The sequence below is a fragment of the Treponema sp. JC4 genome, from assembly GCF_000260795.1.
Taxonomy (GTDB): domain Bacteria; phylum Spirochaetota; class Spirochaetia; order Treponematales; family Treponemataceae; genus Treponema_D.
Map to the genome: position 1 here is coordinate 153572 of NZ_AJGU01000001.1, position 13678 is coordinate 167249.

Annotated in this window: 7 protein-coding genes; 2 read left to right on the forward strand and 5 right to left on the reverse strand. The window is 45.4% G+C overall.

All coding sequences use genetic code 11. The features are described from left to right. From MSI_RS00670 to MSI_RS00690, 5 genes are read right to left on the reverse strand one after another with little or no spacing between them, the layout of a single operon-like run. Positions 1-2184: an ATP-dependent DNA helicase RecG gene (locus MSI_RS00670; RefSeq protein ID WP_009102599.1), complete on the reverse strand. Its 2184-nt coding sequence runs from the start codon at positions 2182-2184 to the stop codon at positions 1-3. 3 nt (positions 2185-2187) lie between these two features. After that, positions 2188-2781, reverse strand: a complete 594-nt coding sequence (locus MSI_RS00675; protein ID WP_009102601.1) for a YggT family protein — start codon at positions 2779-2781, stop codon at positions 2188-2190. Next, a complete protein-coding gene (gene dnaE / locus MSI_RS00680) occupies positions 2778-6506 on the reverse strand; it encodes a DNA polymerase III subunit alpha (protein WP_009102603.1) in 3729 nt (1242 codons plus the stop codon). The genes MSI_RS00675 and dnaE overlap by 4 nt, the downstream gene beginning before the upstream one ends. Positions 6507-6520: 14 nt before the next feature. Next, on the reverse strand, positions 6521-8932 hold the full coding sequence (locus MSI_RS00685; protein ID WP_009102605.1) for an AMP-binding protein: 2412 nt from the start codon (positions 8930-8932) through the stop codon (positions 6521-6523). A 2-nt stretch (positions 8933-8934) separates the two neighbouring features. Then, entirely contained in the window at positions 8935-10632 is a 1698-nt protein-coding gene (locus tag MSI_RS00690) for an ATP-grasp domain-containing protein (RefSeq protein ID WP_009102608.1), read from the reverse strand. A 397-nt stretch (positions 10633-11029) separates the two neighbouring features. On the opposite strand from MSI_RS00690, the gene MSI_RS00695 reads away from it, so the two are divergent. After that, positions 11030-12373, forward strand: coding sequence for an acetate kinase (locus MSI_RS00695; RefSeq protein ID WP_009102613.1), 1344 nt, complete (start codon positions 11030-11032; stop codon positions 12371-12373). A gap of 132 nt (positions 12374-12505) precedes the next feature. Beyond that, complete coding sequence (locus MSI_RS00700; RefSeq protein WP_009102615.1) at positions 12506-13675, forward strand: acetylornithine/succinylornithine family transaminase; 1170 nt, start codon at positions 12506-12508, stop codon at positions 13673-13675. Positions 13676-13678 lie beyond the last annotated feature (3 nt).

Consider the following 13678-nt stretch of genomic DNA (forward strand, 5'->3'; position numbering starts at 1 on the left):
TTAGCCCTGAATATAGCCGATTGCATCCTGTCTGGCCTGGGTCAGAAGTTCGCTGTCCCGTACAAGGTCGGCTACTGCAAATTCCATAGCTCCAGCCTGCAGGGTACCGGTTAGTTCGCCAGGGCCTCGGGTTTTTAGATCCTGCTCGGCGATGTAAAAGCCGTCTGTGCTCTGGCGCAGGGCCTTCATGCGTTCAATGCCGCTTTCGGTCAGGTTTTTGCTGTAAATGAGGAAGCAGAAGGACTGGTCGCAGCCTCGGCCTACTCGTCCCCTCAGCTGGTGAAGCTGGGCCATTCCAAAGCGGTCGGCATTTTCTATTGCAATGCAGGTGGCATTCGGGACGTCTACGCCGACTTCTATTACAGTTGTAGCGGCAAGCACCTGAATGCGGCCCGCACGGAAATCATTCAATATCATTGTCTGCTCTTCTTCATCGATTTTTGAGTGAACAAGAGCGCATTTGTACTGAGGATAAATATGAGTCTGCAGGTGGGCGAAGGCCTTTTCTGCTGATTTTATGCGGGCGTTGCCGTCATCGTCTGTGTATTCGCTGTCGATGGCAGGGTAAACAAAATATGCCTGATGTCCTTTTTCCAGTTCCTTTCGGATTGCTTCGTAGGCGTTGATTTCGTTGCCTTCCTTTACAAGATAAGTTGTAATGGGTTTTCGTCCCTGTGGCATGGTGCGGATTGTAGAAACGTCCAGGTCTCCGAAAATCGTGTAGGCCAGAGTTTGCGGAATCGGGGTTGCGCTCATCATAAGAAGGTGGGGCTCAAAGGTGATTCCGTTTTCGTTTGTGCGGCCTTTAGCGATGATTGCCTGACGCTGCATTACACCGAAGCGGTGCTGTTCGTCGATTACGGTCAGCTCAAGGTCATTGTAGACAACATTGTTAGAAAAAAGCGCGTGAGTTCCGATTACAATATCTATTTTTCCGTCCTTAAGTTGTTTAAGCAGTTGAGCCCTGCCGGCTGATTTTACGTTTCCTGTAAGGAAGGCTACCCGGATGCCTAAAAAGTCCAGAAGGCGGCTTGCGGTTTCGGCGTGCTGGCGGGCTAGGATTTCTGTCGGCGCCATAAGGGCACACTGGCCTTTCCAGCTGATTACGCGGAGGCATACAAAAAGCGAAACGAGGGTTTTTCCTGAACCTACGTCGCCCTGCAAAAGACGCTGCATTGTGAAGGCGGATTTTTTAGGCAGGGGGATTCCCCGGTCAGCCTGATTGAGAATGCGGGAGCGTTCCTCGTAGCCGCGGTCGATTTCGCTGTCCATCTGGTAGATGACGGCGCGCTGGTCGTCTGTGAGAGGGAAGGGGAGTTTTTCCAGAAACTGCTTCTGCAAAGGAGAAAGGGAGTCTGTGAAAACTTGAGACTCAACAAATGGCTTTGCGGCTGCTTCTTCCGGCTGGTTTAAAGTGCCGCGGTGTTTGTAGGCACGTTTTAAAATCACAGTTTGGAAGTGGAATAATTCTTCGTAAGAAAGAGTTCGGCGGGCGGTAAGGGCTTCTTCCATACTTGCCGGTTCGTGAATCAGGCGGATTGCGTCCTGCTTGTGAAGGAGATTTCGTTTATCAATTAAGTCTTCAGGAAGCTCATCTTCTATTCCCTTTGCATACTGCTTGAGGGCGGCGGAAATTGCCTTTGAAAGCTGCTTTTGAGAGACGCCTTCTGTAAGGGAGTATATAGGAAGCACTTTGTTGTCGGCTGGAAGTCGGCTTGCAAGGTCTGGAGGAAGAAGGGCTGCTTCTTCGGGTGAAACAGGGCTTTCTGCAGGTTTTTCCAGAACGCTTGCATCAAAGCTTGATGACTGTAATGCATTGTATTTTACAAAAAAGCTTCCATGCAGGCTTATGATTGACCCCACCGGAAAAGATTTTTCAAAAAAAGGTCTGTTAAAGCAGATTAATTCCGCCTGAGCGGTTCCGTCATTAATAATCAGTTTGAGGGTACGCATGTTCCCGTAGCCGAACCACTCATGGCGGATAATTTTTGCCACTGAGTGGATTTTTGGAGTGCGGGAAAATTCATTTAAGGAAACGCGTCTAGTTCGGTCTTCGTAGTCGCGGGGATAATATTGAAGCAAATCTCCCACGGTAAAAATATTAAGCTTTGCAAGATTTTTAGTAAGTGCCGGTCCCACGCCCGACACAGAGGAAACAGGATTTTTAATCTCGGAAAGCTTCATAAATTAGAAGGGCAGCTGGTAGCAGAGTCCTACAAGAATGCGGATGAAGATGTTGCCGGCGCCAAGAATTACGGCGAAGGTTATCCAGGTGATTAAGAGGGCCTTCTGGTAAGAAAAAGTTGATTTTACAAAAGTGCCGGCTACCTTAAAGGCAAGACGCTGGAGGAACTGATCTACGTTGTTCCAGGCAGAGTTGTAAGGGGTGTAGCCGTGTTTTACTGTCAGGACAATCCAGCGGACAAGAAGCAGGATAAATAATATAGAAAGAATTGATGTGCTGACATTCCAGAGCATGATGATGATTGTGCCAAGGATTCCACCTACGTATATGCGGCCGGTCGAAGTGATTCCGCCCAGAATCGAAGAAAGCACGCTGAGGACTCCGATTGAAAGTATAGGGGAGAAGTCTATGTTGCCAAAACGGAGCCAGCCTGAGCGGCTGAAAAAGTTCATGTAAGGATCGGTGAGGGCGGAAATTGCCTTTCCAAAGCCTGTGAACTTGGCACCCGGGAACCATGAAATAATTATGTTTAAAAAGCAGAGCATTGTGTAAATTGTAACTGCTGCCGAAAGAATTCCTAAAATAGCGCTTATCATTCTGTCCAAACCTCTTTTACGTATGGTATGCCCCTCAGTTCTTTAAGAACTTCTGGAGCGGAGCTGATTGTAATCTGACTGTTTGCCTTGATTACAAAGGGATTTTTTCCTGTGTCTATATGAAAATATACTGAACAATTACCCATTTTATCAAATAAAAAATCTTTTAATTGCATTAATCCCTGTTCTCCGTTGAAGGTCGGATCAACGTTGATGTGAACAGACTGGGCTGCGTGAGTTTCCAGCGACTGGGGGTCTTCTACCGCGTCTACCAGGAAGGACGGAGTTTCGCGGCTGCCGTCAACCTTTCCGCGCAGGGCGTAAACTTCGCCATCGTGAATCTGAGGTCCAAGCTGAGCCCAGGTTTTTGGGAAGAAAGTACAGTCAATTTCGCCTTCTTTATCAAGCAGCTTGCAGAAAGCCATGCGGTCGCCTTTTTTTGTAGTGATTTCGCGGCGGCCGCTGAGCATACCAAGTGCCACATAAGATTTTCCTGCGTCACGCAGCTGATAGTATTTTGCGCCGCTTGCGGCCATGGCGTCTTTTGCGGCCTTTTCTTCAGCAGCAATTCGTGCCATATTGCTTGATTTAAGGGTAACGGCGTGGTCAATTGCCTTCTGGTAGTCGTCCAGAGGGTGACCACTTACGTAAATACCAATACATTCCTTTTCCATGTTAAGTTTTTCCATAGTCGGAATGTCTGGAATCATCTTGAACTGATATTCTGTAAAGGCGTTTGCTTCTTCGCCCAGTTCGCCAAACAAATCACCCTGTCCAATCATCTTGTCTGCAAGAATGTCAGAAGCGTAATCTACAGCACCGTCTAAGTTTGCAAGCAGGGTCGGGCGGTTTAGGAGTTCACCATTATGCTGGCCGCAGTGGTCAAAACCACCGGTTTTAATAAGAACTTCGACTGCCTTTTTGTTTACGGCAATTTTTTCGCGTCCGTCTTCGCCTTTTTCTAGTCTGGTGCAGGCGCGTTTTACAAAGTCCATAAAGTTTTTGTAAGGGCCGTTTTCTTCGCGCTCTTTTACAATTGCTGTTGCGGCACCTTCACCCATTCCTTTAATTCCTTTGAGTCCGAAAACGATTCTGCCGTCAACAACGTCAAAAATAACATCGGAGCGGTTTACATCCGGCGGGTCAACAGGAACTCCCATTTTTCGTGCTTCTTCAATATAGAAAGGAAGTCCGTCGGTTGAGGTAATTTCGTTTGTAAGGTTGGCAGCCATGAATTCAGCAGGGTAGTGGGCCTTAAGCCAGCCTGTGCGGTAGGCAAGAACCGAATAAGCCGCTGCGTGAGACTTGTTAAAACCGTAGCCCGCAAAGGGAACCATGATATCAAAAATCTCTTCGGCGTGTTTTTCTGTATGGCCGTTTTTAAGGGCACCTTCAACAAAGTCCTTTTTCTTACCCATCAGAACTTCAGGTTTCTTTTTACCCATGGCACGACGCAGCATGTCGGCACCACCAAGAGAGAAGCCCGCAATAATCTGGGCAACCTTCATAATCTGTTCCTGATAAACCATTACACCGTAGGTTTCTTTCAAAAGTCCTTCGAGGGAAGGATCAGGATAGTGAACGGTTTCTGGGTGCCACTTTCCTTCAATGTACTGAGGAATACAATCCATAGGACCCGGACGGTAAAGGGCGTTCAAGGCAACCAGGTCTTCAATTTTTTCCGGCTGGAACTGACGCAGAATCTTCTGCATACCAGGCGATTCAAACTGGAATACGGCAACAGAGTCACCGCGCTTAAAAAGCTCGAAGGCTTTTTCATCTGTTTCGCTGACGTTGGCGGTAACAAATTCCGGAGTTCCCGGAGCCCGGTGTTTATTGATGATTGCCTCTGCATAGCGGATGAGCGAGAGTGTCTTAAGTCCAAGGTAGTCGAACTTTACAAGTCCGCAAGGCTCGATAATATCCATTGTGTACTGTACACCAACTTCACCTGTTTTAGGATCCTTGAAAACCGGAGCCCAGTTTGGAAGCGGAGTAAGACCGATTACCATTCCCGAAGCGTGAAGACCTGTGTTTCGCTTTACGCCTTCAAGCTTAAAGGCAAGGTCAAAAAGCTCCTGGAAGCGCGGGTCATCCTTGTAAGGAATGAGCTGACCGCCGTCCGGCATTTTTTCTGTAGGCTCGCTGAATGCATCCTTGAGTTTTGCCTTAGGACTTTCCGGAATGCATTTTTTGAGCATATTTACTTCTGCCAAAGGAATTCCAAGAATACGGCCTACGTCGGCAATACAGTTTTTAGGTTTGAGGGTACCAAAAGTTACAATGTGTCCAACGTTGGCATCGCCGTACAAATCGCGGGTATGCTGGATAATCTCCTGGCGGAAGTCGAAGTCCATATCAACGTCGAAATCCGGCATGGATACACGTTCAGGGTTTAAGAATCGTTCAAAAATCAATCCGTAGCGGAAAGGATCGATGTCGGTAATGGTCATTGCGTAGGCAACCAGAGAACCGGCACCCGAACCTCGTCCAGGCCCGATCGGAATGTAGTGCTTAGGGCACTTGTGAACCGGGTCGTAAAGTGATTTAGACCAGTTGATGAATTCCCAAACGATAAGGAAGTAGCCCGAGAAACCCATGGAGAAGATTGTATTCATTTCGTAGTCAGCACGTTCGCGGATTTCCGGGGTAATTTCTTTGTAGCGTTTTTTAAGTCCTTCTTCTACGATGTGGCGGACATAATCGTTCTGGTCGCTCTGGTAATCGTCTCCGTGGGTACGGAATTCTTCAGGAAGTTCAAAGCGGGGAAGACATTCCTTAAGCTCCGGAGTTGAATACTGTTTAATAGTAAGATTACACATGTTGGCAATCTTAATTGTGTTGTCAAAGGCTTCCGGGCACTGAGGGAAGAGAGAACGCATTTCCTCTTCGGTTTTGAAATACCAGTTATCAAGGTCTTCGTCGCCGCCCATTTTTGCGTGCTTTTCGTGAAGAAGATTTTTAAAGCCGATACAGCGCAGGGCGTCCTGGGCAATGGCGTCTTCCTTTTCTACATAGTGAATATCGTTTGTAGCAACAAGCGGGATATCCAGTTCGTGAGCAAGATTAATCAGTTTTTCTGCAACAATTTTCTGGTCTGGAATACCGTGATCCTGAATCTCGATGTAATAATGGTCAGGACCAAAAAGGTCCTTGTATTTGAGGGCAAGTTCGCGGGCTTCCTTATCCATGCCAGCAAGCAGCATCTGTGGAAGTTCACCCTGAATACAGGCAGAACAGCAGATGAGTCCTTCGTGATATTCCTTCAAAAGTTCAAAGTCGATGCGGGGTTTTCCGTAGTAAAGGGCGTTTTCGTCACAAAAGGCACGGCTTGAAAGCCAGCACATATTTTCGTAGCCCTTCTGATTTTCGCAAAGCAGGATAAGGTGGAAGTAGTGGGCGTGACGGTCGCCTTCTTCGCCCTTGTGGCTGTAAGGAACGTCTTCTTTTTCGTAATGACTTCCGTAGGCAACGTAAAATTCTTCACCTACGATAGGATTGATTCCGTTAACGTGGCAGAGTTTTTCAAAGTTGAGGGCACCGAACATGTTTCCGTGGTCTGTCAGCGCCAGAGCCGGCATGTTCAGAGATTTTGCCTTTGCTACAAGCTTATCAATTGTGGCGCAGGAGTCCAGAAGTGAGTAGTCTGAGTGAACATGAAGGTGAACAAAGTTAGCCTTAGGAGTGCCTTCAGGGGCATCCGGAAATACGTGATAGTCTGCCATAGACTTCTATTATATCATATTTTCCTAAGGCTTGTAATTGTCATCTCCATATTGAGGGCAATTTTATAAAGTGCATAACCTTTCATAAAATTGTCGTGCTCTGTATCTATGTTGATTATTTTCAGATTTTTGATTTTATCTTCAAAACCGTTTGCCTTTTTTCCCTTCATAATAGAAAAAAGTTCCTTGTCGGTCTCCGGAGAATCTTCCCTGACATCATACTTCTGGGCCTTATAGAAGGTTACTTTGCCATCGTAATCTTCCGGCTCAAAATTAATCATGTCTTCCAGAACGATTTTGCTGTTCTTTTCTACCTTGTTAAGAAGCCCCATCTGACGGAAACGTTCAAAAAGAGGATCTTTTTTCAGGTAGTCGTCAAAATTGTCTGCGGTAAAAACCTTTGCATAAAGTTCCTTTTCCCGTTCGCTGGTCATAAAATCAGGATCAAGAAGGAAGAGATGCAGAACTTCTTCGCCCGCCTTCTTCAGCTGGCAGGCCATTTCGTAGGCAATCATTCCGCCGTAAGACCAGCCGCCCAGAATGTAAGGCCCCTTTGGCTGATCGGCTTTCAAAAGTTCTATGTACTTTGCCGCAAGATTTTTTGCGCCCTTAATCAGATTATCCTGATGAAAAACGTTATTTGGCTCAAAACAGCGCATGCTGCAGGCCGAACGCAAAAGCTTAGAAAGATTGAGGTAGGCCTCGCCGCCAGTATGCCCCGTGTGAACAAAATAGACCCGCGGAAGGGAAAGATCATCATTGTAAACAAAAATGTCAGAAACCTTCTTTTCTGCAGTTAAAAGTTCAAGCTGGCTTGTTAAAGTTCTGTTTTTGAAAATCTCAGTCGGTGTAATTGAAAGTCCAAAAGTTTTTTCATACTGAACGCTGAGCATAATCGAACGGATTGAATCTCCGCCAAGCTCAAAAAAGTCCGAATTAATGCCGATTTTGTCTGAATCAACATTCAGAATTTCTGACCAGATTTTCTGAGCCTGAATCTCCCTTTCACTTGATGGTGCTATTAATTCAACCTCATCCTCTATAATGGAAGGCAGTTTACTTCTGTCAATCTTTCCGTTGAAGTTTCGGGGCATCTGCTCCAGACACTTGAGGTGAGATGGAATCATATAGTCGGGCAGGGTCTTTTTCAAATGCTGAAAAATCTGCTTTTTGGAAAGATTTTTTGCTTCTTTCATTGTGAAGTAGGCAGCAAGCAGATTTCTTCCATTCTGGGAAATGCCGACTACCACCGCTTCCTTAATCTCCGGAATCATGAGCAGTCTGTTTTCAATTTCCTCCGGCTCAACCCGGTTTCCGTTGATCTTTATCATAAAGTCCATGCGGCCGGTAATTACAAGGTTACCATTTTCGTCAAAATAGCCCCGGTCGCCGGTGTGAATAAGTACCTGACCGTCATCGCAGACCTCAAAGGTCTTTTTACTTTCTGCTTCCCGGTTCAAATACTGACGGGCATAGTAACTTTTTACGCAGATTTCATCATCTACAATTGTAATTGTGTTGTTTTTATAGGATTTTCCAACCGGAACGTTTTCGTATTCCTTATCAATTTTAAAATAGCTGATTCCGGCAAGAGTTTCGCTCATTCCGTAAACATTCCAGATTTCAAAATAAGGAGAATAGAGATTGATAACCCGCTCGGCACCCGCAAGAACCCGTTTTACAGGAAAATCCTTATCATCTACAAGAGTACGCATGATTTTCAGCATCTGGGGATGAATATAGGAAAGGTCGATTTTGTTTTCCTTAAAAAAGAAAAGCATTTTCTTTACGTCCAGGCGGGTTTCGTTGTCTATGATAAAGGCAGTTCCCCCCTGTAAAAGAACTGAAAATAATTCCGAAGTAAAGGGCGCAAACTGAAAGGGCGGGTTAGAGGCATAACGGATGTGGTCAAAGCCTGCCATCAGTTCAAAAGTGCGCTCAGCTGCCGCAGTAAGGCTGTTGTGGTCATGAAGCACGCCCTTAGGCTTTCCTGTAGAGCCGGAAGTATAAAGTAAAATTGCGGAATCCCTGCCGGAGATGACTGGAGGCTGGAAGGGGGCATTATCTCCGTCCTTCAGAATGTTCAAAAACTCCCTGTAATCGCGGATTATATATGCCGCCTTACAGTCTTTTTCAATCTCCAGGATTCGTTCTTCCGGGTAGGCGCTTGTAAGGGGAACTCCGATACATCCAGCCATCAAAACTCCCAGGTAGGAGATAATGTAATCAGAATTCCTTCCCAGAAGAATGATTACAGGTGAGCCGGGCTTAATTCCCCTCAGTTGAATAGCCTTTGCAGCCCTTTCTGCGGCGGCAAAGAGTTCTTTGTAGGTGGTAGTTTTTCCATCACTATCCTGAATAGCAATCCTGTCAGCATTTTTTGCAGCGCTTTCTTTAAACTGCTCAAGAAATATTTTTTCAATCATACTTACTCCACCGAAGAAATCAAAAGTTCAGGAAGATTTGCAAGAGGTATTTCGACCAGATGTCCTGCGGCACGCATAAGAATTTCCATGCCTTCAATTCCGTAAGGCAGATGACACCAGGTGCTTTCCGGAACAATTATGCGACCGCCTTTGCGAATCTTTTTGAAAAAGGTAAAAATCTGCTGAATTACACTTTCCAGATCGGCAAAACTTTCAGGCTTTGACAAATCAAGAACACCGTTTTCGTAGCTGTCGTAGGCCACCGCAAGATTTTCACTGTCTGTAAAAGTTGCAAAAGGAAGATTTTCATCAGATGAATCGCTGAAAACAAGAGTCGAACCATGGCAGCGGGCAGCTTTAAGAACTTCTCCAATATCACGGGGAGCTGAATTAAAGCGTTCCTGGTAAGCCGAATCCTGAAAGAAAATCCGCGGATATTTCATTTCTATTAAATGCAAAAGATTACAGTCATTTTTTACAAGATTTTCATCATTGCTGAGAAGATAAATCATACCGCCGGCAGTTCCTAAATCCCGCGTTTCCTGCAGAATTTCAGACTGCCCGATTCCCGCAAAAGAACTTGCATAATAAGATTTCAACTGTCTTGCAATCTGCATAATCGGGGCAGATTTTACTTCCGTTTCACCCGGAAGAATAATAATTTTTAAGGCACCAAATTCGTTAGTGCGGTAAGGCTTTATATCATCCTCTTCAAATTTTTTAGGATTAAGATAGGAGTCCAGCGCTACATCTGTTTCGTGGTGGAAGAAAATCTTCTCTGTAAACTTTCTTGGTAAGCCAGCTCCCATAGGCCGGCAGTTAACCTCAATCAGAACAGGCCCCTTATCATCAATCATATATTCGCCGTGAACAGGCCCGTATTTTATGCCGATTGCATCCACCACCTGCAGGGCATATCGGCAGAGTCTTGAGTGCCCCACTTCCAGCCGCGGAATGGAAAGAGCGTAGTTATAGACATTTCCCCCGTTAGCCATTTTTACCTTATCATAAACCCAGGCCGATACAACCCTGTGCTTTCCATTGCAGGAAACCGTATTCACAATGTATTCAGTTCCCTTAATCTGCTCCTGAATCAAAATCTCAATGTTGCCCTGACCGCATTCGCCTTTAGCCGCATCAGAAAAACTTTTCCGAACCGCCTTAAGCATTTCGTCTTTTCCGTGGCAGAGAAAAACTCCCGCAGTTCCGCCGCCCCGGGTACGTTTTACAACAACGTCTTCAACTCCAAGCTGGTCATACCAGGCCAGAGCCTCTTCTTCAGAAAAAATAAGCTTTCCGCGGATATAACGAAGTCCCTTTTCGCGAAGGGCCTGATGCATGGCTTCTTTTTCCGTCATAGCCTTAAGCCTTTCGAGCGGATTGCCCAAAAGGCCTAGGTCTGCTGCCAGCCGTGTGGCAAGAGGAACTCCAAATTCACCACCAGGAATAACCAGCAGGGGATTTACTTCCTTGACCTGCCGCAAAGTTTCCTGATAGTCAGGGCTTTCCTTAATAATTTTGAAACGCCCCTTAAATTTTTCATTTATATGCTTTCTTTCTTCCATTATATAGGCAATTTCTTCGCCCGTTCCAACATAATGACCTTCCAGAAGGACAGGTTCATAACCGCGGGAAAGAACATCGTCTATATAATTTATTCCAGTCGAAACATATTCACAAATTACAATAGTTCGTTTCATTCTTTTGCCTTACAAAGAACTTAAATATAATTCCAGCCGTAATAAGCGCCGGCAACAGCACCAATAACTCCGCAGATAATTCCACCTGCAACTGATCCACTGTTCTCTTCCAAATGTTTCTTGAATTCTGCATTTGTCATATTGTGCCTCCTATGCTTTTAATCTTCTAATTCATACATAACATTATACGAGCAAGTTTAAAAAAAGGACAAAGAATTTTTTCAGGCGAGTTGCAAGACCTGTTGCACTGTGTTGAAAATCGCTTTAAATAGGAATATACTAACAAAATCTTATTTTTCTGAGTGCCTGACTGCCAGCGAGCATTTTGGGGATTTTCCCTACCCACCGACAAGCGGACACCCATTTTTTATTCGCAAATTATTTTTTAGAGGTTTTTATGGTAATCTTAACATTGAACTGCGGTTCATCATCTGCAAAGTATCAGGTTTATGACTGGGACAACAAAGAAGTAATGGCTAACGGCGTTGTTGAACGCATCGGAATTGAAGGAAGCTGCATTACTCACAAGGCTAAGGGAAAGAAAACTGAAATTGAAAGCCCTTGTCCAACTCACAAAGAAGCTATCGAACTTATCATTAAAGAAATCACTGACCCGGAAGTTGGTGTAATCAAATCTATGGATGAAATTGGAGCTGTTGGTCACCGCGTACTTCATGGTGGCGAAAAGTTCACAAAGTCTGTACTTATCACTCCAGAGGTTCTCGACGGTTTCCGCGAGGTAGTAGACCTCGGACCTCTCCACATGCCTGCTAACATCATGGGTATTGAAGCTGCTCAGAAGGTAATGCCAAACGTTCCTCACTCAGCTATCATGGATACAGCATGGCACCAGACAATGCCGGAAGAAACTTTCCAGTACGCAATTCCACGCGAATGGTACGAGAAGTACGCTGCCCGCCGCTACGGTTTCCACGGAACATCATTCCTTTACACAGCAAAGCGTGCTGCTGTTCTCCTTGGAAAAGATCCTAAAGACTGCAACCTCATCATCTGCCATATCGGTAACGGTTCTTCTATGTGTGCTGTTAAGAACGGCGTTTGCTACGATACAACAATGGGTATTACTCCTCTCGAAGGCCTTGTAATGGGTACACGTTCCGGAGACCTGGACCCGGCTCTTCCATTCTACATTATGAGAAAAACTGGAATGTCAGCTGATGAAATGGACAAGGCTCTCAACAAGAAGTGTGGTTGTCTTGGTATTACAGGAAAATACTCTGACCGCCGCGATATCGAAATCGACGCCGCAAAGGGCGACAAACTCTGCCAGCTTTCTATCGAAATGGAAGCTCTCCGCATTAAGAAGTACATCGGTGCCTTCATGGCAGAACTCGGCCACGTAGATGCAATCGTTTGGACAGCAGGTGTAGGCGAGCGCGGACCAATCACACGTATGAAGGCTTGTTCAGGTCTCGAAAACTACGGCATTAAGATTGATGCACAGCGCAACGAATGGAGCTTTACTGGAAACGCTGAAACATACATCCACGCTGATGATTCAAAGACAAAGATTTTCGTTATCCCAACAGATGAAGAGCTGGTAATGACAGAAGATGCTTACGCTCTCATGAAGGGAACTTACGACGTTCATACGAACTTCAAGTACAGCTTCCAGGATCCTAACTACGTAAACAAGGCCCGCGAAGAAGGCTTGAAAGGTGACCTAGTTAAGAGACCTAACATTGCAAAAATCTTGGCACGTGATATTATTGGTAAGTAAGGTTTCATGTTCTAGGTTCTAGGTTCTAGGCGAGGGGAAAGTCTTCCCCTCCTTTTTATTTAACTTGCATTTTTATTCAAATAACGGCATAATTCTGCATATTTATACAATCTTCGTATTTGTGAGGGAAATATGGAAAAGAAAATTGTAAACAACTACGGAAGCTTTGACATTGTAATGGCAAAGGGTAAGGGTTCGACTCTTTGGGATGTAAACGGGAAAAAATACATCGACTTTATTGCAGGTATTGGTGTTAACTGTCTTGGTCATAATTATAAGCCGCTTGTAAAGGCTGTTGCTGGTCAGGCAAAGCGGGAAATCCATATTTCAAACTACTATTTTTCTGACATAGGACTTGATTTTGCAGAAAATCTTTTGATGGTAACTGGTTTTGAACGCGGATATTTTGGAAACTCTGGTGCTGAGGCTAACGAAGCCGCAATTAAACTTGCCCGCAAATACGGTCAGCTCAATGGCGGCAGCAAACGCAAGACTATCGTAACTCTGGAATCTTCTTTTCACGGACGTACTCTTGCAACCTTGACTGCAACCGGCCAGGATAAATTCCACCCGGACAGCTTTGCTCCATATCCGGAAGGATTTAAAACAATTAAGGCAAACGATTTTGACGCTCTTAAGGGCGCTTTTGATGATACAACTGCCGCTCTCTTTATTGAATGTATTCAGGGTGAGGGCGGTGTAAACCTTATCAGTCCTGAATGGGCTCAGGCTGCGGCTAAGGCTGCACGCGAGGCTGGTGCTATCGTTATGGCTGATGAAGTTCAGACTGGCGTTGGCCGTACCGGTACCTTCCTTGCAAGCGATTCACTTGGTTTTAATCCTGAAGTTGTTACTCTTGCCAAGGGAATTGCAGGCGGCGTTCCAATGGGAGCCTGCCTCTTCCGCGGTAAGGCAGCAGATGTTTTTGTTGCAGGCGATCATCAGTCAACTTTTGCAGGAAACCCTCTTGCATGTGCTGCAGGTCTTGTTGTACTTGATACTGTAAGCGACCAGGCTTTCCTTGATCGTGTAAATCACGCCGGAGACTATATCCGCGGTCAGATTGCAAGCTGGAATCTTCCTATTGTAAAGGACGTTCGCGGTAAAGGTCTTATGATTGGAACTCAGATTGACCTGAGCGTTAAGCCTTTTGATATTGAAGTTCGCTGTCTGGAAAAAGGACTCTGTACAACAACTGCCGGTGCCGATGTTGTCCGCTTCCTCCCTCCATTGAACATCTCTGACAAGGAAATTGAAGAAGGATTGGCAATCTACAAAGAGGTACTGAAAGAATTCTGCTAATCT